This is a genomic window from Millisia brevis NBRC 105863, from assembly GCF_001552615.1.
GTDB lineage: Bacteria > Actinomycetota > Actinomycetes > Mycobacteriales > Mycobacteriaceae > Millisia > Millisia brevis.
Genome location: NZ_BCRN01000015.1, coordinates 121,628 through 144,515 on the forward strand (window position 1 = coordinate 121,628; position 22,888 = coordinate 144,515).

Genomic DNA, 22,888 nt, shown 5'->3' on the forward strand with positions numbered 1-22,888 from the left:
GATTGATTTCCACCTCACCGGCGACGCCGCAAATGCGGATCAATGCAAGGATATTCTCTTTCGGTGCCCCTTTTTCGCCGTTCTTTGTGCGTCCCGTTCGCACTTGTCGTCACGGTTGTTCTGGTGATGTCCGGTTGCTCGCAGAGCGTTGTCGGTCCGGAGGGCTCGGTCGGCCCGTCCGACGACACGGTGGTTCGCTCCGACGACGGCCGGGTCACGATCGAGGTACCCGCCGATGCGGTGAACGGTGACGGTGTCCTCGCCGTCGAGCCGGTCACCGATCCCGCGGATGGTGCCGAAGGATGGTCGATCACCCTCGACGGCGCCGACCTGACCGGCACCGCCACCATCCGGTTCACGATCGATGATCTCGAAGAAGGTGAGCCCATTCCGCTGATCACCTACGCGGCGGAATCCGGCGGCCCGCGCACGCCGGTGTCCGACGTCGTGCTCGACGGGAACCGGGTGGTCGTCACGACCACCCATTTCTCGAACTGGTTCCTGACCCGATGGCGGGACATCGGGAGCCGGGCGATCGACGACATGAAGAGAAACCTCGACGCGCTTGCCGCAGCGGGCAACGGAAGCCCACCCGAATGCGCCGGCGAGGCGACCATTCGCGACGATGGATTCTCGATCACCAGCGACTCCGGTCAACGGGTCTATTGGTGTCTCGGCCGGGAAAACGGTGAGCCGGTCCTGAAGGTGGTCAATGCCCGCGGGTACGGCGTATCCGCCGAGTACACCCCGGGGTTGACCGTGGCCACCTCCGACCGGGAAGACTTCATCGCGACGCTCGCGCAGCTTCTGAAGTCTCCGCCCTCGACGCGGGCGAACGATGTCGAGCTGCTGGCCGCCGGCAATCGGATCGAGTTCACCGTCGCGGAGAGCGGGCGAGCGTCGGACGGCGTGATGATCCAACCGGATCCCGGCGCGTACCTGCTGACCGCGGCGGAGTTCGCGGCGAGCACCTATGCGATGGTCCTGAAGCCGGTTGGCGGGGAGGCCGCCGAGAGCGCGCTGCGAACCGCACTGGTCGGGCAGGGATGTCTGTCCTCGATGACCGGCCTGGCCGTGACCGAGAAGGCCGGTTCCGACGCCGGATTCGACCTCTTCCGCGCCGCACTCGATGTGGCGCTGGGCTGTGCGGACCTCGCCGTCAAGGAAGCCGATCTCGGTCCGATCCTTGCGGACTGGGTGCAGCCGATCATCTGGACGGTCGGCGGTGTGCGCACCGCGGCGATGGGCTTGCTGGCGGGCGTCGAGACGGCGTTCGATCCGTCCGGCTACCGCATCGTCATCACCAGGCCCACGCAGGTCGTCAACGTCACCGCCGTGGACGGCCGCGGGGACCCACTACCCGGCTGGCAAGCATCGGGGACGCAGGCGGCCAACCCGATCTCGCTCGACTGCACCTACAGCCAACCGGCAGCCTCGGCGGTGGGTTCGGACATCATCCGCGGCTGCGGCTCGACCGCAGACAGTGCCAACACCTGCTGGGTTCATTCCGATCGAATGACGTTGACCTGTGCGATGAATGTCTGGGATCAGACCTACGTCGGCTACCGCTCCACCGAACCGCTCGCGCCGTCTCCCCCTGCCGACGCGCCGATTCCGGAGTGGATCGAACTGGAGGACGGCGCGCACTGCACCCTGGCCCACGGCGGATCCTGGGGCGCCCGAACCGACGGCTTCGGTGTCGGCTACGCCTGCGGTGACGCGGACTATCTGGTCCTGCACGACGTCGCCAACGACGTGCTGATCGACTCGTCGGAACCGACGTGGACGGTCAAGGTGGGCGATCTGGGCAGCCCCGGGCAGTCCTTCCCGCCGCCGACGGAACTCGGAGTCGTCCGGGCCTATTTCGCCGCGTCGCCCTGATCCGCCGGTCCGGCGTCGTCCGCGACCGCGATGACCAGGCTGCCCTCGGCGCGTCCGGCGCGCAGGTCCTCCAGGGCGGTGTCGACCCGGCCGAACGGGTAGACCGTCACATGCGGCGTGATGCCCAATTGCCGGGCCAGGCGGAGGAATTGGTCGCCGTCGGCGCGGGTGTTGGCGGTGACACTGCGCAGGTCCCGTTCCCCGAAGAGCAGCTCGTCGTAGCTGAATTCCGGGATGGGCGACATGTGGATTCCGGCGCTGACGACGGTGCCACCCGGCGCGGTCGCGGCGAGGGCCTGCGGCATGATCGCTCCGACCGGGGCGAAGACGATCGCGGCGTCCAACGGTTCCGGGGGAACGTCGTCACTATCGCCGACGAAGGCGACGCCGAGGTCGCGGGCCAGTTGCCGATTCCCCTCGCCGCGGGTGATCGCCGCGACCCGGGCGCCGGACGCCATCGCCAACTGTGCCGCGATGTGGGCACTCGATCCGAAGCCGTAGATGCCGAGCAGTCCGCCGGGCGGCAGATTGGCCCGCCGCAGCGCCCGATAGCCGATGATCCCGGCGCACAGCAACGGCGCGATCGCGAACGGGTCGACGTCCGCGGGCAGCCGGTAGGCATATCCGGCGTCGACCACCGCGTACTGCGCGCATCCCCCGTCCTCGTCCCAGCCGGTGAAACGGGTACGCGGGCAGAGATTCTCGCGCCCGGACCGGCAGTACTCGCACATCCCACAGGTATGGCGCAACCAGGCGATCCCCACCCGGTCGCCGATGTCGTAGCCGGTCACGTCGGCCCCGGTCGCGATGACCTCACCGACGATCTGGTGGCCCGGCACCACCCGGTCGGCGTGCGGTGGGATGTCCTCGTCGATGACGTGCAGGTCGGTGCGGCATACCCCGCAGACGATCACCCGGACCAATAGCTGCGCCGGTCCGGGCCGTGGTCGAGGGAGCGTCGTGCACTCGACGGTGTGCTGCCCGGCCGAGGTCGTCCATGCCGTCATCGTCGGCTCGTCCATCGCTTCGACGATAGTCCCCCTCACCCCGCCGAAATCACGAAGTATCGCAGCATCGAAATCCCCCCAAGCCCGCCCACAAACGCCGAAAGCCCGGTGCACCGAAGTGCACCGGGCTTTCGAAGCTGCGATCCGGGAAGCTTACCCGCGCCAGGCGCGGGTAGGTCTCCCCGATCGGACTAGCGGTAGTCCGCGGAGAAGCCGTAGTCGTCGAGCGGAACCGCAGCACCGGTGTTCTGGCCGAAGCCGTCCGGGCTGTAGTACTGATCGTCGTACGTCGGCACCGCGTACGCGGCGGCACGCGCTTCCTCGGTCGGCTGCACCTGGATGTTCCGGTACTTGTTGATACCCGTACCGGCCGGGATCAGCTTGCCGATGATCACGTTCTCCTTCAAGCCGACCAGCTTGTCGGAACGACCGTTGATCGCCGCATCGGTCAGGACACGAGTGGTCTCCTGGAACGACGCCGCCGACAGCCACGAATCGGTCGCGAGCGACGCCTTCGTGATACCCATCAGCACCGGACGTCCGGCCGCGGGCTCGGAGCCCTCGGCCACGACGCGACGGTTCGCCGCCTCGAACTCGGCCCGCTCGGTGAGCGAACCGGGCAGGAACTCGGTGGCGCCCGAATCGATGATCGTCACCCGGCGCAGCATCTGCCGGACGATGACCTCGATGTGCTTGTCGTGGATCGACACACCCTGGCTGCGGTAGACCTCCTGGACCTCGTTCACCAGGTGGATCTGCACCTGACGCGGGCCCATGACGCGCAGCACCTCGTGCGGGTTCGCCGAACCCTCCATGAGCTGCTGACCGACCTCGACGTGGTCACCATCGGACAGCAGCCGCTCGGTGCCGTCGTCGTGCTTGAACACGCGCAGGCGCTGACGCTTCGAGAGCTTGTCGTAGACGACCTCTTCGCCACCATCGTCCGGGACGATCGTGATCTTGTAGAAGCGCTCCGACTCCTCGAGCCGCACCCGTCCGGAGACGTCCGCGATCGGCGCGACACCCTTGGGCACGCGCGCCTCGAACAGCTCCTGGACACGGGGCAGACCGCCGGTGATGTCGTCACCGACACCACCCTGGTGGAAGGTACGCATCGTCAGCTGGGTACCGGGCTCACCGATCGACTGCGCGGCGACGATACCGACAGCCTCGCCGATGTCGACGAGCTTGCCGGTGGCCATCGAGCGGCCGTAGCAGGTCGCGCAGACGCCGGTGCCGGTGGCGCAGGTGAGCACCGACCGCACCTTGACCTGCGTGATGCCCGCCGCGAGCAGCGCATCGATCGCCGGATCGCCCAGGTCGTGTCCACGCTCGACGATCACGTTGCCGTTCTCGTCGACCGCGTCGGCGGCCAGGGTCCGCGCGTACGTCGAGGTCTCGACGTGCGCATCCCGGATCAGCGTGCCGTCGGGCTGCTTCTCCGCGATCGTGGTGATGATGCCGCGCTCGGTGGCGCAGTCGGTCTCGCGAACGATGACGTCCTGCGACACGTCGACCAGACGACGGGTCAGGTAGCCCGAGTCGGCGGTACGCAGCGCGGTATCGGCCAGACCCTTACGAGCACCGTGGGTGTTGATGAAGTACTCGACGACGGTCAGGCCCTCGCGGAACGAGGACTTGATCGGCCGCGGGATGAACTCACCCTTCGGGTTGGTCACCAGACCCTTCATGCCCGCGAGCGAGCGAATCTGGGTCATGTTGCCCGCCGCACCCGACTTGACGATCGTCGGGATCGGGTTCGTATCCGGGTAATGAGCCTCCATCGCCCGACCGACCTCTTCGGTCGCGTCCTGCCAGATCTTGACCAGGGCGCTGTTGCGCTCGGTCCGATCCAGCGCACCGCGCTGGTACTTGCGCTCGATCTGATCGGCCTGCGCCTCGTACCGCGCGAGGATCTCGCTCTTCTCCGGCGGAACCAGCACGTCCGACATCGACACCGTCACGCCCGAGCGGGTCGCCCAGTAGAAGCCGGCGTCCTTCATCTTGTCGACGGTCTGCGCCACCACGATCATCGGGTAGCGCTCGGCCAGATCGTTGATGATCGTCGCCTGCCGCTTCTTCGGCATCTGCTCGTTGATGTACGGGTAGTCCGTCGGCAGCAGCTCGTTGAACAGCACCCGGCCCAGCGTGGTCTCGGTGACCCAGCTGTCGCCGTAGGTCCAGCCCTCGGGGAACAGCTCCGCCTCGGTCTCGGCCGACGGACGCTGCCGCTCGAGCCGCACCTTGATCGGGGACTGCACCGTCAGCACACCGCGGTCGACGGCCATCTGCGCCTCGGCGGGCGACGAGTAGACACCCTCCTCGGGACGCTCCGACGTCGCCGCCTTGTACGAGCCCGGGGTCTCGGACTCGTCGAGACGGGTCAGGTGGTACAGACCGGTGACCATGTCCAGACGCGGCATGGCCAGCGGGCGACCCGAGGCCGGCGACAGGATGTTGTTCGAGGACAGCATCAGGATGCGGGCCTCGGCCTGCGCCTCCGCGGACAGCGGCAGGTGCACGGCCATCTGGTCACCGTCGAAGTCGGCGTTGAACGCCTCGCAGACCAGCGGGTGCAGCTGGATGGCCTTGCCTTCCACCAGCTGCGGCTCGAAGGCCTGGATACCGAGGCGGTGCAGCGTCGGTGCGCGGTTGAGCAGCACGGGGTGCTCGCCGATGACCTCTTCGAGGACATCCCACACCTGCGGCCGCTGCCGCTCGACCATCCGCTTGGCGGACTTGATGTTCTGCGCGTGGTTGAGATCGACCAGACGCTTCATCACGAACGGCTTGAACAGCTCGAGCGCCATCAGCTTGGGCAGACCGCACTGGTGCAGTTCGAGCTGCGGGCCGACGACGATGACCGAGCGGCCGGAGTAGTCGACACGCTTGCCGAGCAGGTTCTGGCGGAACCGGCCCTGCTTGCCCTTCAGCAGATCCGACAGCGACTTGAGCGGGCGGTTGCCCGGTCCGGTGACCGGACGGCCGCGGCGGCCGTTGTCGAACAGGGCGTCGACCGACTCCTGCAGCATCCGCTTCTCGTTGTTGACGATGATCTCGGGCGCGCCGAGATCGATCAGTCGCTTGAGGCGGTTGTTGCGGTTGATCACACGTCGGTACAGATCGTTGAGGTCCGAGGTGGCGAAGCGGCCACCGTCGAGCTGGACCATCGGGCGCAGCTCCGGCGGGATCACCGGAACGGCGTCGAGGACCATGCCCATCGGCGAGTTGCCGGACTGCTGGAACGCGGCAACCACCTTGAGGCGCTTGAGCGCACGCAGCTTCTTCTGGCCCTTGCCGCTGCGGATGGTCTCCCGCAGGTTCTCGGCCTCGGCGTCGATGTCGAACAGCTCGATCAGCTTCTTGATCGACTCGGCACCCATGGCGCCGGTGAAGTACTCGCCGTAGCGGTCGATCAGCTCGCGGTAGATCATCTCGTCGATGATCAGCTGCTTCGGCGCGAGCTTGGTGAAGGTGGTCCAGATCTCGTCGAGCCGGTCGAGTTCGCGCTGCGCGCGGTCGCGCATCTGGCGCATCTCCCGCTCGCCGCCGTCCTTGACCTTGCGGCGCTGATCGGACTTCGCCCCCTCGGCCTCGAGCACGGCCAAATCCTGCTCGAGCTTCTGGGCGCGCTCCTCGAGATCGGCGTCGCGCTGATCGGCGACCGCCTTCTTCTCGACCTCCATCTCGGCCTCGAGCGTCGAGAGCTCGCTGTGGCGCAGCTCGGTGTCGACCGAGGTGATCACGTAGGCGGCGAAGTAGATGATCTTCTCGAGATCCTTCGGCGCCAGGTCGAGCAGGTAGCCCAACCGGCTCGGCACACCCTTGAAGTACCAGATGTGGGTGACCGGCGCGGCGAGCTCGATGTGGCCCATGCGCTCACGGCGCACCTTGGCGCGGGTGACCTCGACGCCACAGCGCTCACAGATGATGCCCTTGAAGCGCACGCGCTTGTACTTGCCGCAGTAGCACTCCCAGTCCCGGGTGGGACCGAAGATCTTCTCGCAGAACAAGCCGTCCTTCTCGGGCTTGAGCGTGCGGTAGTTGATGGTCTCCGGCTTCTTCACCTCACCGAAGGACCAATTCCGGATGTCGTCCGCGGTTGCCAGGCCGATGCGGAGTTCATCGAAGAAGTTGACGTCCAGCACGTCGTACTTCCTTTCCCCTCTTCCGAGGGATGGTTATCTACCTAGTCACAATCCGTTGTATCGGGTCACCGGGAGCAAACGGTGCTCCCGGTGACCCTCGGCTCACCGAGCCCGGTCGTACCTACTGAGCAAGGTCGTCGACCGTCGCGGACTCGTTCCGCGACAGATTGATCCCCAGGTTCGCCGCGGCCCGCTCCAGGTCCTCGTCGTCGGTATCGCGCATCTCGATGGCGGAGCCATCACTCGAGAGCACCTCGACGTTGAGGCAGAGCGACTGCAGCTCCTTCAACAACACCTTGAACGACTCCGGGATACCCGGCTCGGGGATGTTCTCGCCCTTGACGATCGCCTCGTACACCTTCACGCGACCGACCACGTCGTCCGACTTGATCGTCAGCAGCTCCTGCAGGGTGTAGGCGGCGCCGTAGGCCTGCATGGCCCAGCACTCCATCTCACCGAAGCGCTGGCCACCGAACTGGGCCTTACCGCCGAGCGGCTGCTGGGTGATCATCGAGTACGGACCGGTCGAGCGAGCGTGGATCTTGTCGTCGACCAGGTGGTGGAGCTTGATGATGTACATGTAGCCGACCGCCACCGGGTACGGGAACGGCTCACCCGAACGGCCGTCGAACAGCGTCGCCTTGCCGTCGGCGTTGACCATCACGTCACCGTCGCGGTTCGGCAGCGTCGTCGCCAGCAGGCCGGCGAGCTCCTCGTCGCGGGCACCGTCGAAGACCGGGGTGGCGATCTTGGTGTCCGCCGGCTGCTCGCGCATGTCCTCGGGCAGGTTCTTCGCCCAGTCCGGGGTGCCCTCGATCTTCCAACCGGCCTTGCCCACCCACCCGAGATGGGTTTCCAGGATCTGGCCGATATTCATACGCCGCGGCACGCCGTGGGTATTGAGGATGATGTCGATCGGGGTGCCGTCGGGCAGGAACGGCATGTCCTCCTGCGGGAGGATCTTGCCGATGACGCCCTTGTTGCCGTGTCGACCGGCCAGCTTGTCGCCGTCCTGAATCTTGCGCTTCTGGGCGACGTAGACGCGGACCAACTCGTTGACGCCCGGAGGCAGATCGTCGTCGTCCTCGCGGGAGAACACCCGGATGCCGATGACCTTGCCGGACTCGCCGTGCGGCACCTTCAGCGAGGTATCGCGCACCTCGCGCGCCTTCTCGCCGAAGATCGCGCGCAGCAGCCGCTCCTCGGGGGTCAGCTCGGTCTCGCCCTTCGGGGTGACCTTGCCGACCAGGATGTCGCCGTCGCGAACCTCGGCACCGATGCGCACGATGCCGCGCTCGTCGAGATCGGCGAGCACCTCATCGGAGACGTTCGGGATATCCCGGGTGATCTCCTCGGCACCGAGCTTGGTGTCGCGGGCGTCGATCTCGTGCTCCTCGATGTGAATCGAGGTGAGCACGTCCTCCTCCACGAGCCGCTGGCTCAGGATGATCGCGTCCTCGTAGTTGTGGCCCTCCCACGGCATGATCGCCACGAGCAGGTTCTTGCCCAGGGCCATCTCACCGTTCTCGGTGCAGGGGCCGTCGGCGAGGACCTGTCCGGTCTCGACGCGCTGTCCCTCGTCGACGATCGGCCGCTGGTTGCTGCAGGTGCCCTGGTTGGAACGGGCGAACTTGCGCAACCGGTAGCTGCGGCGCGAGCCGTCGTCGGCCATCACGGTGACGTAGTCGGCCGAGACCTCCTCGACCACACCCGGCTTCTCCGAGACGATGACGTCACCGGCGTCGACCGCGGCACGCAACTCCATGCCGGTACCGACGATCGGCGACTCGCTGCGCACCAGCGGGACCGCCTGGCGCTGCATGTTCGCACCCATCAGGGCGCGGTTGGCGTCGTCGTGCTCGAGGAACGGGATCATCGCGGTCGCGACCGACACCATCTGGCGCGGCGAGACGTCCATGTAATCGACCACATCGGGGGCCGCGTACTCGACCTCGCCACCCTTGCGGCGCACGAGAATACGGTCCTCGGTGAAGGCTCCGTCGGCGTCGACCGGCGAGTTCGCCTGGGCGACGATGTGGCGGTCCTCCTCATCGGCGGTCAGGTAATCGACCTGGTCGGTCACCCGGCCGTCCGCGACCTTGCGGTACGGGGTCTCGATGAAGCCGAACGGGTTGACCCGCGCGTACACCGACAGCGATCCGATCAGGCCGATGTTCGGGCCTTCCGGGGTCTCGATCGGGCACATGCGGCCGTAGTGGCTGGGGTGCACGTCGCGCACCTCGAGGCCGGCGCGCTCACGCGACAGACCGCCGGGACCGAGCGCCGACAGACGACGCTTGTGGGTCAGCCCCGACAGCGGGTTGTTCTGGTCCATGAACTGCGAGAGCTGGCTGGTGCCGAAGAACTCGCGGATCGCGGCGACGACCGGGCGGATGTTGATCAGGGTCTGCGGCGTGATCGCCTCGACGTCCTGGGTGGTCATCCGTTCGCGGACCACGCGCTCCATGCGGGACAGGCCCACGCGGATCTGGTTCTGGATCAGCTCGCCGACCGTGCGCAGACGACGGTTGCCGAAGTGGTCGATGTCGTCGACCTCGACGGGAACCTCGACACCGCCGGGGACGGTCATCATCTGATCGCCCGCGTGCAGGCGCACGAGGTACTCGATCGTGGCGACGATGTCGTCCTCGGTGAGGGTCGACGCGGAGATGTCGGTGTTCAGGCCGAGCTTCTTGTTGACCTTGTACCGGCCGACGCGCGCGAGGTCGTACCGCTTCTCCTTGAAGAAGAGGTTCTCGAGCAGCGTCTGCGCCGACTCCTTGGTCGGGGGCTCGCCCGGGCGCAGCTTGCGGTAGATATCGAGCAGCGCCTCGTCGGGACCCGCGGTGTTGTCCTTCTCGAGGGTCGCCATCATGATCTCGGAGAAGCCGAACCGGTCGACGATCTGCTCGGTGGTCCAACCGAGCGCCTTGAGCAGCACGGTGACCGGCTGGCGGCGCTTGCGGTCGATACGCACACCGACGGTGTCGCGCTTGTCGACGTCGAACTCAAGCCAGGCGCCGCGGCCGGGGATGACCTTGACGCTGTGCAGGTCCTTCTCGGTGCCCTTGTCGACGTTCTGGTCGAAGTAGACACCGGGCGAACGAACCAGCTGCGAAACGACGACGCGCTCGGTTCCGTTGATGATGAACGTGCCCTTGTCGGTCATCATCGGGAAATCGCCCATGAAGACCGTCTGGCTCTTGATCTCACCGGTGTTGTTGTTGATGAACTCCGCGGTGACGAACAACGGCGCCGCGTAGGTCATGTCCTTGTCCTTGCACTCCTCGATCGAGGCCTTGACCTCGTCGAAGCGCGGGTCGGAGAAAGACAGCGACATCGCGCCGGAGAAGTCCTCGATCGGGGACAACTCCGTAAGGATGTCTTCCAAACCTCCGGTCGGATTGGCATCGCCGCGCTGGGCTGCGCGCTGGCGCCAGTTCTCGGATCCGATCAACCATTCGAAGGAATCGGTCTGAAGGTCGAGCAGTCCGGGAACCTCGAGCGGCTCTCGAATCTTCGCGAAAGAAACCCGCCGGGGAGCTCCGGGGATTCCGACTGCCGTGGACTGGGTGGAGACTGCCAAGATGCGTCCTTCCAGCACCTCATGCGACTCGTGAACCCGCCGGGTCACGACCGCCGCTGTATCTGCTTATCGGCTACCGGCCGGCTTCAACCCGAAACAGACAACGTGCCGACGACAGAACAGACCAATAGGTCCGAACACGACGGTCGATGAGAGAACAGGAGGCAGCCAGCGCAAATTCCAAGACTACCCCCATAGAGGGAGGAATGCAACCACGAAGTTGCGGCACTACGCAAGCACCCGCGCGGTTCGTGTCGCCGCCTCCATATGCGCAACACTGCCGCCGGTCCGCTTAGCGATACGACGTGCGTGCCATCAGGGTGAACCCCGAGACCGACCTTCGTCAAGACGAACACGGATGTTTCGTTCGCTTACTCAGCGAATTCCTAATCTTTGCCCACGCGCGCAGCGATCGGCGCATGCCGCCGGATCGCCCCTGCTCGAGGCGATGCGGCGGCCGACCGGGGTCCACGTCGGCACCGCGACCCGAATGCGGGATAACGCCCCGATTCGCCGCCGAGATCGGCTCCCGCGCCCCGATCCGGGCCGACCGACAGCCAATCCCTCCCTTCCTTTCATCACACTCTCAGGATCGGTCGACAGAATTGGGCGCGTGACCGTGTCGATAGTGATTCTGCTGCTCGTGGCCTGGATGGTGGCCGCGGTCGCCTTCGCGCTGTGCGCCGGGCGGGTCATCTCGACCGCCGACCGCATCGAGGGGACCTCGCAGGACCGCGACGACCACCTCGAGACCACGCGTTCGAGCTGACCCCCCACTCCCCCGAGTCGCCGAGTCGCCGGGTCGCATTCCGGCGCCGACGCGTTCCACGCCGGTCGGCGCCTTCTCATTTCCGCATTCGCACTGGTCAAGCCATGTTTGTGAGCCACGTCTCACATTGAGACGTAAATGACCTGAATCACAGGTTCCAATCGGAGGGCACACACCCCCTACCGGCAGCAGCCCTCCGCTTGCCGATTCAGGAGTTGCACCATGAGCAGGCAGAGCCTGACAAAGGCCCATAACAAGATCACCGAGCTGTCGTGGGAACCCACGTTCGCGACGCCGGCGACCCGATTCGGCACCGACTACACCTTCGAAAGGGCGCCGAAGAAGGATCCCCTCAAGCAGATCATGCGGTCCTACTTCCCGATGGAGGAAGAGAAGGACAACCGCGTATACGGCGCCATGGACGGCGCGATCCGCGGCAACATGTTCCGCCAGGTCCAGCAGCGCTGGCTGGAATGGCAGAAGCTGTTCCTGTCGATCATCCCGTTCCCCGAGATCTCCGCAGCGCGCGCGATGCCGATGGCCATCGACGCGGTGCCCAACCCCGAGATCCACAACGGCCTGGCCGTGCAGATGATCGACGAGGTTCGTCATTCGACGATTCAGATGAACCTCAAGAAGCTGTACATGAACAACTACATCGACCCCGCCGGCTTCGACATCACCGAGAAGGCGTTCGCCAACAACTACGCCGGCACCATCGGCCGGCAGTTCGGCGAGGGGTTCATCACCGGTGACGCGATCACCGCCGCGAATATCTACCTCACGGTTGTCGCGGAGACCGCCTTCACCAATACGCTCTTCGTCGCGATGCCGGACGAGGCGGCCGCCAACGGCGACTACCTGCTGCCGACGGTCTTCCACTCGGTGCAGTCCGACGAGTCGCGGCATATCTCCAACGGGTACTCGATCCTGTTGATGGCCCTCGCGGACGAGCGCAACCGCCCGCTGCTCGAGCGCGACCTGCGCTACGCGTGGTGGAACAACCACTGCGTCGTCGACGCCGCGATCGGCACCTTCATCGAGTACGGCACCAAGGACCGCCGCAAGGACCGCGAGAGCTACGCGGAGATGTGGCGGCGGTGGATCTACGACGACTACTACCGCAGCTACCTGCTGCCGCTCGAGAAGTACGGCCTGACGATCCCGCACGACCTGGTCGAGGAGGCTTGGAAGCGGATCACCGAGAAGCACTACGTGCACAACGTCGCGCAGTTCTTCGCCACCGGCTGGCCGGTCAACTACTGGCGGATCGACGCGATGACCGACACCGACTTCGAGTGGTTCGAGGAGAAGTACCCCGGCTGGTACAGCAAGTTCGGCAAGTGGTGGGAGGCCTACAACCGGCTCGCCTACCCCGGCCGCAACAAGCCGATCGCGTTCGAGGAGGTCGGCTACCAGTACCCGCACCGGTGCTGGACCTGCATGGTGCCCGCGCTCGTGCGCGAGGACATGGTGGTCGACAAGGTCGACGGCCAGTGGCGCACCTACTGCTCGGAGACCTGCCACTGGACCGACACGACGGCCTTCCGCGGCGAGTACGAAGGCCGGGATACCCCGAACATGGGTCGGCTCACCGGTTTCCGCGAATGGGAGACCCTGCACCACGGCAAGGATCTCGCCGACATCATCTCCGATCTCGGCTACGTCCGGGATGACGGAAAGACGCTGATCCCGCAGCCGCATCTCGATCTCGACCCGAAGAAGATGTGGACCCTCGACGATGTCCGCGGCAACGTGTTCAACAGCCCGAATGTGCTGCTGAACGAGATGTCGGACGCCGAGCGCGAGGCACATGTGGCGGCCTACCGCGCCGGTGGCGTTCCCGCCTGACACCAGCTCCGGGTGGCGGCGCGGCCCGCGCCGATCGGCCGCACCGATCGCATCGGCGTTGCGCCGCCACCCCTTCGAGACCACGGGAGCCCACAGTGGCCGACATACACCGCATCACATTCGAACCGGTGAACCTCGAGATGGAGGTCGCCGAGGACGAGAAGATCCTCGACGCCGCGTTCCGACAGGGCATCCACCTGATGCACGGATGCCGCGAGGGACGCTGCTCGGCCTGCAAGTCGTACATGCTCGACGGCGAGGTGCAGATGGAGGACTACTCCACCTTCGCCTGCAACGACGCCGAGGTGGAGGAGGGCTACGTCCTGCTCTGCAAGGCACACGCCTTCAGCGACTGCACGATCGAACTGCTCAACTTCGACGAGGACGAACTGCTCGGCGGCATTCCGATCCAGACGATTCGCACCCGGGTGGTCGGACTCGACCCCGTCACCCGCGACATCGTCTCGCTGCGGCTGCAGCCGATCGAACCGGAGGCCTACGAGTTCAAGGCCGGCCAGTACGCCGACCTGACGATCCCCGGATCGGAAGAGACCCGGTCGTTCTCGATGGCGACCACGCCGGCGACCGACGGTCCGATCGAATTCCTCATCAAGAAGTACCCCGGCGGCAAGTTCTCCGGACTGCTCGACAAGGCCGGAACGGACGGGGGAATCTCCGTCGGCGACGAGATCACCCTCAACGGCCCCTACGGCACCTGCACGATCAAGGACGGCCACGTCCTACCGGTCGTCTGCGTCGCCGGCGGGGCGGGGATGGCGCCGATCCTGGCGCTGCTGCGCCACCTCAGCGCGTCGGGTTCGACCCGGCCGGTGCGGTTCTACTACGGCGTTCGCACCCCGGGTGATCTCTTCTACGTCGACGAGATCCTCAGGCTCGGAGAGCAACTGGCGGACTTCACGTTCGTCGCGTGCCTCTCCGAGTCGACCGAGGGGCTCGATGATCCCGGCCACGTGGTCGAGGCGGGCAATGTCACCGACGTCGTCGATCGTCGGGAGGAGCAACTGGCGAAGACCGAGGTCTACATGTGCGGACCGCCGCCGATGGTCGACGCGGCGCTCGCCCTGCTCGAGGTCCGCGGCACCCCCAAGGACCAGATCTTCTACGACAGCTTCACCAGCCCCATCTTCGACTAGGACATTCCCGCCGACATCCCCCGCCATCGTGCGGAGCGCCGGGCCGGCAGCCCAGTACGGCCCGACCGAACGAGAAGGAAGTCAACGATGACCGCAACCACCTCCGCCGGGCAGCGGAGTTTCCCGAAAATCGAATTCACCGACTCCGAAGCCGGCGCACTCGAATTTCCGAGTTCCCGCAGTCGCAGTTACAGCTACTACAAGCCCGCGAAGCTGCGGGCGACCAACTACGAGGACGTCACCGTCGACGTTCAGCCCGACCCCGATCGGCACCTGACCCAGGGCTGGATCTACGGCTTCGGCGACGGCCCCGGCGGCTACCCGAAGGAGTGGACGGTCGCCCGGTCGTCCGACTGGCACGTCTTCCGCGACCCCAACGAGGAGTGGAACCAGACGATCTACCGGAACAACTCGAAGGTCGTCCACCAGGTCGAGTTGTGTCTGTCGAATGCCAAGCGGGCCGGGGTCTACGAATCCTGGAATACCCCGTGGCTGACCTTCCTGGCCCGCAACCTCGGGGCCTGGATGCACGCGGAGAACGGTCTGGCGCTGCACGTCTTCACCTCGATCCAGCGGTCCTGCCCGACCAACATGATCAACACCGCCGTCGCGGTGAACGCCGCGCACAAGCTGCGCTTCGCTCAGGACCTCGCCCTGTTCAATCTCGATCTGTCCGAGGCGAACCCGGAGTTCGACGGGGCGGTGCACAAGGAGGTCTGGCAGTCGGCCCCCGAGTGGCAGCCGCTGCGCGAGGTCGTCGAACAGCTCACCGCCGTCGGCGACTGGTGCGAGCTGCTGTTCGCGGCGAACATCGTCTTCGAGCAGCTGGTCGGATCGCTCTTCCGCAGCGAGCTGACCATGCAGATCGCCGCTCGCAACGGCGATTACATCACGCCGACCATCGTCGGAACCGGCGAGTACGACTACGCGCGCGACCTGTCGTATACCCGCGCGCTCTACCGACTGTTGGCCAACGACAGCGAGTACGGAGCCTCCAACAAGGAGCTCTTCGACACCTGGCTGCAGGTGTGGGTACCGCGCTGCGAGCGGGCAGCCCGTGCGCTGCAACCGATCTGGTCGCAGCCGTCCGAACGGACGATCACGTTCTCGACCAGTTTCGATGCGGCACAGCAGAAGTTCCGTTCCCTACTGAATGAAATCGGGCTCGAAGCTCCCGCGGAGGTGGCAGAATGACCATGCAATTCGGATCATCCACGGAGATCTCCAATATGTGCGGAGTCACCCTGATGAACACCCCGATCGGACGGGTGGTCGCCGAGGTGATGGGCGCGAAGGACGGCATCGAACTCACCGAATATCCGTCGATGATCCGGGTGGACGGAAAGCGCCTGCTGGACTTCGACTATGCCGAACTGAGCGATGCGCTCGGCGAGGAGTTCGACGGCACCGTCTTCGAGGAGATCAGCTCGACCCACTACGGACGCATGGTGCACCTCGACGAGCGCACCCTGCTGTTCGCCAATCCGGAGGACGCGGCGGAGTACATCGGCTTCGATCTGCCCCGCAGCTGACCCACCAGCTCGACCAGTCACATTCAGGGGTGCCGCCAGCCCCGGCACCCCGACAGCCGCACAGCCCACGGCGGTCACCCGGGATCCGCAGCGATCCCGGGTGACCACCATCGCCAGATGGATCAGCGAGGACCCCGATGTACCAGAAAGACGGAGAAAAGTACTTCATCGTCGACGGCCACATTCACCTGTGGGACGGTCGCGAATCGAATCAGCGGAATATCCACGGCAAGCAGTTCATCGATTGCTTCTACGACTATCACAAGAACCTCAGCCCGGCGGAGGAGGTGTGGGACTACGACACCTACACCTACTACGGCGAGGACCGCCTGATGCGCGATCTGTTCGTCGACGGCTACGTCGACCACGCGATCTTCCAGGCCACCCTGCTCACCGAGTTCTACAACACCAGCTTCGGCCAGACCGAAGCCTCGTTCGCCCTGGCGAGCAAGCACCCGGACAAGCTGACCTACAACCACGCCTACGATCCGCGCCACGGCGAGGCCGGCCTCGAGCGGCTGCGCCGCGACGCCGAGCGGATGAACCTGCAGGGCGTGAAGCTGTACACCGCCGAGTGGTACGGCGATTCGCGCGGGTACAAGCTCGACGATCACTGGTCGCGCCGGTACCTCGAGGAATGCATCGACCTGGGCATCAAGAACATTCACGTGCACAAGGGCCCGACGATCCGGCCGCTCGACCGCGACTCCTTCGACGTCTCCGATGTCGACAAGGTCGCGACCGACTACCTGGATCTGCGGTTCGTCATCGAGCACGTCGGCCTGCCGCGGCTCGAGGACTTCTGCTGGATCGCCACGCAGGAGTCGAACGTCTACGGCGGTCTGGCCGTGGCGATCCCGTTCATCCACACCCGTCCGCGCTACTTCGCGCAGATCATCGGCGAGCTGCTCTACTGGATCGGCGAGGACAAGATCCTCTTCTCCAGCGACTACGCGCTGTGGACGCCGAAGTGGCTGATCGAGAAGTTCGTCGACTTCCAGATCCCGGAGGATATGCAGGGCGAGTACGCCCCGATCACCACCGAGCAGAAGAAGAAGATCCTCGGGCTCAACGCGGCCGCGCTGTACGACTCGATCGACGTGCCGGCCGAGCTGCGGTTGCCGAACGCCGGCGCCGAGGGTGTCGAGGTCGCGGCGGGTGCGGCGCAGCCGCAGCCGGCCGGGGTGACGTCGTGACCACTGTCGAGGTCGCCCCCGACCGCATTCTGCTGGCGCAGCGCGTCCAGCAGGCGCTGTCGGAGGTGACCGACCCCGAGCTCGATCAGCCGATCACCGAGCTCGGGTTCGTCCGCACGATCGAGCTCGACGACGACGGGGTCACGGTGCACCTGCGCCTGCCGACGGCGTTCTGCTCGCCCAATTTCGCCTACCTGATGGCAGCCGATTCCCTCGACGCCCTGCGGGACGTCGAGGGGATCGGGCGGGTGCGGGTGATGCTCGACGACCATCACGACAGCGACAAGATCAACTCGGGGCTGGCCGCCGACGCCGGCTATCTGGGCACCTTCGGGGTCGAGGCCGACAGCGACCTCGACGGCCTGCGCCGCACCTTCCTGCGCAAGGCCCACTCGGCGGCGATGGAACGCGCGGTCTCCGACCACATGCGCCGCACCGGAACCGGACCCGAGGATCTCTACCGGCTGACCCTGCACGATCTGGTGCGCGGTCCGCTCAAGGCGGCGCTGCTGCGCCGCCGGGTGGCGATCGGCCTCGACGCCTGCCCCGCCTGCCGGGTGCTGGTCGACGAGACCGGTCGGCCGCTGCCGGCCGACGAGATCCCGCTGCGGCTGCGCTTCGCGCGGTCGGTGCGGATCTCGATGGAGGGCAACGCCCACTTCTGCCGCGGCCTGCTGGCCACCCGCTACGCGGACGACGACGTCTCCGCGGAGCCCCACGTCACCGACCGTCGAACCCACGGGAGCAATCGATGAAAGCCGTCCGGGTGGTGGGCTACCACACCAAACTGCAATTGACCGAGATCCCCGATCCGACCATCAACGGGCCGCTCGACGTGATCGTCAAGATCGGCGGCGCCGGCGTCTGCCGGACCGACCTGCACATCCTCGAAGGCCAGTGGGAACCGAAAACCGGTGTCGCGCTGCCTTATACGATCGGCCACGAGAACGCCGGCTGGGTGCACGCGATCGGTGACGAGGTCTCCAATGTGTCGGTCGGCGACAAGGTGATCCTGCACCCGCTGATCACCTGCGGCCTCTGCCGCGCCTGCCGGGCCGGCGACGACGTGCACTGCGTCAACAGCGCCTTCCCCGGCATCGACACCGACGGAGGCTACGCGGAGTACCTGCGCACCACCGCCCGCAGCGTCGTGCGCATCGACGATTCGCTCGAGCCGGCCGATGTCGCCGCGCTCGCCGACGCCGGCCTCACCGCGTACCACGCGGCGGCCAAGATCGCCCGGACCACCCGTCCCGGCGACGTCTGCGTGGTGATCGGCGCGGGCGGCCTGGGACACATCGGCATCCAGGTCCTCGCCGCGATCTCCGGAGTGACGATCGTGGTGGTCGACCGCAACGCCGAGGCGGTCAAGCTCGCCGAGTCCGTCGGCGCCGACCACGGGATCGTCGCGGACGGCACCCAGGTCCAGCAGGTCCTCGACCTGACCGGCGGCAACGGCGCCGAGGCGGTGCTCGACTTCGTCGGTGAGGGCGGCGCGACCGCCGACGGTGTCGCGATGCTGCGCCGCGCCGGCAGCTACTACGTCGTCGGCTACGGCGAGAACATCAACGTGCCGACGATCGACATCATCTCGACCGAGATCAACTTCATCGGCAACCTGGTCGGCTCCTACAACGATCTGCAGGAGCTGATGGCCCTGGCGGCGCAGGGCAAGGTCAGCCTGCACACCGCGAAGTACGCGCTCGACGACTTCCAGACCGCCCTCGACGATCTCGACGCGGGCCGCGTCCGCGGTCGCGCGATCCTCGTGCCCTGATTTCCCGCAGTCCCGAACAATCCCCGACGAAGAAAGGCGACAGACCATGGCAAAGGAGCTGCGGTACAACGCGGATGCGCGGGCCCGTCTCGAGCAGGGTGTCAACGCCCTGGCCGACGCGGTGCGCATCACCCTCGGACCGAAGGGGCGCAACGCCGTCCTCGAGAAGCTGACCGGTCCCCCGACGATCACCAACGACGGCGTGACGATCGCCCGCGAGATCCAGCTGCGCGAACCCTTCGCGAATATGGGCGCCCAGCTGGTCAAGGAAGTGGCGATGAAGACCAACGGCGCGGTCGGGGACGGGACGACCACCGCCACCGTGCTCGCGCAGGCGATGGTGCGGGAGGGTCTGCGGGCGGTCGACGCCGGGGCCAACCCGATGCGGGTGCGCCGCGGCATCGAGCGGACCGTGCCGGTCGCCGTCGACGCGCTGCGGGCGCGGGCGCAGGAGGTCTCGGGGATCGACTCGATCCGGCGGATCGCCACCCTCGCGGCGGGCGACGACGAGGCGATCGGCGCCGCGGTCGCCTCCGCGGTCGACTACGTCGGTCGGTCGGGAGTGGTGACCACCGAGGAGAGCGACGGGCTCGGCATCTCGGTCGACATCGTCGACGGGATCGAGTTCGACCACGGTTACACCTCGGGCTACATGGTCACCGACCCCGAGCGGATGGAGGCGGTCCTCGATCGGCCGGTCATCCTGCTGACCAACAAGAAGATCACCGCCGTCCAGGACATCATGCCGACGGTCGAGGCGGCCAAGCGCGCCGATCGGCCGCTGGTCGTGCTGGCCGAGGACGTCGACGGCCCCGCCCTGCAGCTGCTGGTCGGCGGCAATATGCACAAGACGATGCAGTCGGTCGTCGTGCGGGCGCCCGGCTTCGGACATCGGCGGGTCGCCGAACTGCAGGACCTGGCGATCGCGCTCGGCGGCCAGGTGATCGCCAAGGACACCGGCCTGGAGCTGGCGGAGGTGACCGGGGAACTCCTGGGCTCCTGTGATCGGATCACCGTCACCGAGAACTCGACGACGATCGTCGGCGGCCACGGCGAGCAGCACAACCTCGAGACCCGCGTCGGCCAGCTCGAGGCCCAGCTCGAGCGGGCCCGCATCGACGCCGACCGCGACACCCTCGAACTGCGGATCGCCCGGCTCACCGGACGGGTCGCCGTGGTCAAGGTCGGCGGCGCGACCAGCGTCGAGCAGAAGGAACGGATGCTGCGGGTCGAGGACTCGCTGGCCGCGGCGCGCGCCGCCCTGGCCGCCGGCGTCGTCGCCGGCGGCGGTACCGCGCTGACCCAGGTCCGTCCGGCGCTCGCCGCGCTGGAGCTGACCGGCGACGAGGCGGTCGGCCGGGACGTGATCCACAACGCCCTCACCGAGCCGCTGCGGTGGATCGCGATCAACGCCGGCTACGAGGGCGACGAGGTGGTCGCCAATGTCGCGCAGCTGCCGGTCGGCGAGGGATTCGACGCCCTCACGGGGCAGTACGGCTCGATGGCCGACGCCGGGGTGATCGATCCGCTGACGGTCACCGCGACGGCGCTCGAGAGCGCCGCCTCGATCGCGGCCCTGGTGATCACCACCGAGACCGCGATCGTCGAGGAGGTCATCGGCAACCCCGGCGCGATCATGGCCCCCGGCTTCGGGGACCTCGCCGAGGGGATGGTCCGTCCGTCCAATATCTACTGACGGCCCACACCCGATCGCGCGGCGGTATCGCCGCAGGCCGTCCCCCCCGAAAGGAGACGACATCCCATGATCTTCATCGTTGTGCAGTTCGACGTCCTCGACGAGCGCCGCGACGAGTGGCTCGCGCTCACCAAGGAGTTCACCGAGGCCACTCGGGCGGAACCGGGCAATCTGTGGTTCGACTGGAACACCAGCGTCGAACATCCCAACAGGTTCGTGCTGGTCGAGGCGTTCCGTGACCAGGACGCCGGCGTCGAGCACGTCCGGTCCGACCATTTCCGTGCCGGGCTCGAGGCGATGCGACCGGCGCTGCAGCGCACGCCGCGGATCCTCAACACCGAGATCCCCGGTACCGAGTGGTCGCTGATGGGCGAACTCGAGATCGCCTGAGGCCGGGACCGGGTGACAACGGGCGGCGCGGACGGTGGTCGGGACGATCCCGACCACCGTTCCGCGCTGCCCAATCGACGATTCCGCTCCGATCGCCTCAGCCCCGGGCGTATCGTGAGGCCAGAACGAGGGGCGCTGGAGACAACGACGATGCCGATCACCTCCCTGACCCGGGCACGTGAACGCTTTTTGGTCGACCGTCACCTCGATGAGACAGTCCGGGACACCATCTCGGCATCGTGGCGACGTTCGATCGACTTCAACGTCCCCACCGAACGGTTGGCGCTACCGTTCGTGCGCGAACCGAACCCCGACAGCCCGCTGATCGCCGCCGCCGAACCGGTCCTGCGGCAACTGGCGGAAGGCCTGACCGACGAGCCGGTCGGGGTCATCCTGACCTCCGCCGACGGCGTGGTCCTCGACCGCATCACCGCCAATCGCCAGCTGATCGCCACCCTCGACCGGGTCTACCTCGCCCCCGGCTACAGCTACTCCGAAGAGTTCGCCGGCACCAACGGCATCGGCACCGCCCTGGAAACCCGCCGCCCGACCCTGATCTCCGGGTCGGAGCACTATTCGGAATGCCTGGGCCGATTGGCCTGCGCGGGCGTGCCGATCGTGCACCCGATGTCGGGCAAGGTCGTCGGCGCCCTCGACCTGACCGGCTGGATCGCCGAAGGCGGCGCGCTGCTGGCGACGCTCGCCCGCACCGCCGGCACCCAGATCGAGGGCCGCCTGCTCGCCCAGGCGGGCGCCTCGCAGACCGCCCTGATGAACGCCTATATGCGCGCCTGCCGACGCTTCCCGCAGTCCGGCATCCTCGCGCTCGGCGACGACCTGGTCCTGATGAATCAGCGCCTCCCTCGCACCCTCGACGCCCGCGATCAGGCCGCGCTGCTCGAACTCGGCCACGACTGCCGCCGCCGCCCGTCGTCGACCAGCCTGGTCGCGACGCTGCCCAGCGGGCGCACGGCGCGGCTGTCCCACGTCACCGACGAGTTCGCCGACACCTTCGAGGGCGTCGCCCTGCTGCACGTGCACGTCGTCGACCACACGGTCGCGGCCGCCGATCCACCCGGCGTGGGCATTCGGACCCCCGCCGGCACCAGTTCGTCCTGGCGGCGATGTTGTGACCGGATCGCGCAGTCGGTCCGCATGGGGCATTGGGTCGCGGTCTCGGGGGAGAGCGGCGTCGGGCGCACCCACGCCCTCGACCACGCCGCCCGACACCACCTCAACGCGACGGTCCGGGTCTTCGACGCCACCGACCTGGCCGGCGCCGCGGGACTCGAGGCGCTCGCCGCGGAACTGGACGAAGAGAACTTCGCCGTGGTCCTGCGGGATATCGACATGCTCGACGAGACCCGCCAGTCCGCGATCGCCGAGTTGATCCAGGGGCGCGAGCAGGACGGCTGGCTCGGGGTCACGCTCGGCGCCGGCGACCACGAGGCGCCCGCCCGCCGGCTGATCCTGCCGTTCTTCGAACACACCGTCGCGGTGCCGCCGCTGCGGCACCGCATCGAGGACCTCCAGGTTCTGGTCCCGCTGTTGCTGCGCCAACTCGGCCGCGGCGGGGAGCCGATCATGTCGCCGGAGGCGATGCGCCGACTGTCGACCTACAGCTGGCCCGGCAATGTCGAGCAGCTGCGACAGATCCTGCGGGATGTGTTGCGCCAGCAGCGATCCGGCATCATCGAGGTCGAACGGCTCCCACCGGAATGCCGCGCGCTCACCCGCTACACCCTCAGCCGTATCGAGGCGCTCGAGCGCGACGCCATCGTCCGCTGCCTCGCCGAGAACGGGGGCGACAAGAACGCCGCCGCCGCCTCTCTGGGGATCTCCCGCGCCACGATCTACCGCAAGATCCGCAAGTTCGGCATCGACGCCTGACCGGTTGCCCG

Annotated in this window: 15 protein-coding genes; 12 read left to right on the forward strand and 3 right to left on the reverse strand. The window is 66.9% G+C overall.

The window, feature by feature from the left end:
* Nucleotides 1-123 precede the first annotated feature (123 nt).
* Nucleotides 124-1,881, forward strand: coding sequence for a hypothetical protein (locus MB1_RS19375; protein ID WP_157084168.1), 1,758 nt, complete (start codon nucleotides 124-126; stop codon nucleotides 1,879-1,881).
* On the opposite strand, the gene MB1_RS19380 is transcribed toward MB1_RS19375, so the two are convergent.
* The 3 genes from MB1_RS19380 to rpoB all read right to left on the reverse strand — a co-directional run bounded on the left by MB1_RS19380 (nucleotide 1,860) and on the right by rpoB (nucleotide 10,640).
* Entirely contained in the window at nucleotides 1,860-2,903 is a 1,044-nt protein-coding gene (locus MB1_RS19380) for a zinc-dependent alcohol dehydrogenase family protein (RefSeq protein ID WP_245650266.1), read from the reverse strand. The genes MB1_RS19375 and MB1_RS19380 overlap by 22 nt on opposite strands.
* Before the next feature lie 176 nt (nucleotides 2,904-3,079).
* Nucleotides 3,080-7,036, reverse strand: a complete 3,957-nt coding sequence (locus MB1_RS19385) for a DNA-directed RNA polymerase subunit beta' (RefSeq protein ID WP_066911271.1) — start codon at nucleotides 7,034-7,036, stop codon at nucleotides 3,080-3,082.
* Nucleotides 7,037-7,157: 121 nt separating this feature from the next.
* Entirely contained in the window at nucleotides 7,158-10,640 is a 3,483-nt protein-coding gene (gene rpoB, locus MB1_RS19390) for a DNA-directed RNA polymerase subunit beta (protein ID WP_066911389.1), read from the reverse strand.
* Between the two features lie 595 nt (nucleotides 10,641-11,235).
* Here rpoB and MB1_RS25750 point away from each other — a divergent pair.
* The 11 genes from MB1_RS25750 to MB1_RS19440 all read left to right on the forward strand — a co-directional run bounded on the left by MB1_RS25750 (nucleotide 11,236) and on the right by MB1_RS19440 (nucleotide 22,877).
* On the forward strand, nucleotides 11,236-11,391 hold the full coding sequence (locus MB1_RS25750) for a hypothetical protein (protein WP_157084169.1): 156 nt from the start codon (nucleotides 11,236-11,238) through the stop codon (nucleotides 11,389-11,391).
* Between the two features lie 222 nt (nucleotides 11,392-11,613).
* Nucleotides 11,614-13,242, forward strand: coding sequence for an aromatic/alkene/methane monooxygenase hydroxylase/oxygenase subunit alpha (locus MB1_RS19395; protein WP_066911274.1), 1,629 nt, complete (start codon nucleotides 11,614-11,616; stop codon nucleotides 13,240-13,242).
* A gap of 95 nt (nucleotides 13,243-13,337) precedes the next feature.
* The gene (locus MB1_RS19400) at nucleotides 13,338-14,396 is read left to right on the forward strand and encodes a 2Fe-2S iron-sulfur cluster-binding protein (protein WP_066911277.1); all 1,059 of its coding nucleotides are present in this window, start codon (nucleotides 13,338-13,340) and stop codon (nucleotides 14,394-14,396) included.
* 87 nt (nucleotides 14,397-14,483) lie between these two features.
* Nucleotides 14,484-15,590, forward strand: coding sequence for an aromatic/alkene monooxygenase hydroxylase subunit beta (locus MB1_RS19405; RefSeq protein ID WP_066911280.1), 1,107 nt, complete (start codon nucleotides 14,484-14,486; stop codon nucleotides 15,588-15,590).
* Nucleotides 15,587-15,928 carry a propane 2-monooxygenase effector subunit MimD gene (gene mimD, locus MB1_RS19410; RefSeq protein WP_066911283.1) on the forward strand — a complete coding sequence of 114 codons (342 nt, stop codon included), beginning with the start codon at nucleotides 15,587-15,589 and terminating at the stop codon, nucleotides 15,926-15,928. The genes MB1_RS19405 and mimD overlap by 4 nt, the downstream gene beginning before the upstream one ends.
* A gap of 137 nt (nucleotides 15,929-16,065) precedes the next feature.
* Nucleotides 16,066-17,124 (forward strand): amidohydrolase family protein, encoded by a 1,059-nt coding sequence (locus tag MB1_RS19415; protein ID WP_066911286.1) that lies wholly within the window; start codon nucleotides 16,066-16,068, stop codon nucleotides 17,122-17,124.
* Complete coding sequence (locus tag MB1_RS19420) at nucleotides 17,121-17,879, forward strand: iron-sulfur cluster assembly protein (protein WP_066911289.1); 759 nt, start codon at nucleotides 17,121-17,123, stop codon at nucleotides 17,877-17,879. Before MB1_RS19415 ends, MB1_RS19420 begins: the two co-directional genes overlap by 4 nt.
* Nucleotides 17,876-18,901 (forward strand): NAD(P)-dependent alcohol dehydrogenase, encoded by a 1,026-nt coding sequence (locus MB1_RS19425; RefSeq protein ID WP_066911292.1) that lies wholly within the window; start codon nucleotides 17,876-17,878, stop codon nucleotides 18,899-18,901. The genes MB1_RS19420 and MB1_RS19425 overlap by 4 nt, the downstream gene beginning before the upstream one ends.
* 46 nt (nucleotides 18,902-18,947) lie before the next feature.
* On the forward strand, nucleotides 18,948-20,597 hold the full coding sequence (gene groL, locus MB1_RS19430; RefSeq protein ID WP_066911295.1) for a chaperonin GroEL: 1,650 nt from the start codon (nucleotides 18,948-18,950) through the stop codon (nucleotides 20,595-20,597).
* Nucleotides 20,598-20,663: 66 nt separating this feature from the next.
* Entirely contained in the window at nucleotides 20,664-20,987 is a 324-nt protein-coding gene (locus tag MB1_RS19435) for a putative quinol monooxygenase (RefSeq protein ID WP_066911298.1), read from the forward strand.
* Between the two features lie 150 nt (nucleotides 20,988-21,137).
* On the forward strand, nucleotides 21,138-22,877 hold the full coding sequence (locus MB1_RS19440; protein WP_066911300.1) for a sigma-54-dependent Fis family transcriptional regulator: 1,740 nt from the start codon (nucleotides 21,138-21,140) through the stop codon (nucleotides 22,875-22,877).
* Nucleotides 22,878-22,888 lie beyond the last annotated feature (11 nt).

Excerpts from the sequence above, each read along its gene's own strand:
- MB1_RS19395 (WP_066911274.1), top strand. The coding sequence starts at position 11,614 with ATGAGCAGGCAGAGCCTGACAAAGGCCCATAACAAGATCACCGAGCTG.
- MB1_RS19425 (WP_066911292.1), top strand. The coding sequence starts at position 17,876 with ATGAAAGCCGTCCGGGTGGTGGGCTACCACACCAAACTGCAATTGACC.
- MB1_RS19440 (WP_066911300.1), top strand. The coding sequence starts at position 21,138 with ATGCCGATCACCTCCCTGACCCGGGCACGTGAACGCTTTTTGGTCGAC.
- mimD (WP_066911283.1), top strand. The coding sequence starts at position 15,587 with ATGACCATGCAATTCGGATCATCCACGGAGATCTCCAATATGTGCGGA.
- MB1_RS19380 (WP_245650266.1), bottom strand. The coding sequence starts at position 2,903 with ATGGACGAGCCGACGATGACGGCATGGACGACCTCGGCCGGGCAGCAC.
- MB1_RS19405 (WP_066911280.1), top strand. The coding sequence starts at position 14,484 with ATGACCGCAACCACCTCCGCCGGGCAGCGGAGTTTCCCGAAAATCGAA.
- groL (WP_066911295.1), top strand. The coding sequence starts at position 18,948 with ATGGCAAAGGAGCTGCGGTACAACGCGGATGCGCGGGCCCGTCTCGAG.
- MB1_RS19415 (WP_066911286.1), top strand. The coding sequence starts at position 16,066 with ATGTACCAGAAAGACGGAGAAAAGTACTTCATCGTCGACGGCCACATT.
- MB1_RS19435 (WP_066911298.1), top strand. The coding sequence starts at position 20,664 with ATGATCTTCATCGTTGTGCAGTTCGACGTCCTCGACGAGCGCCGCGAC.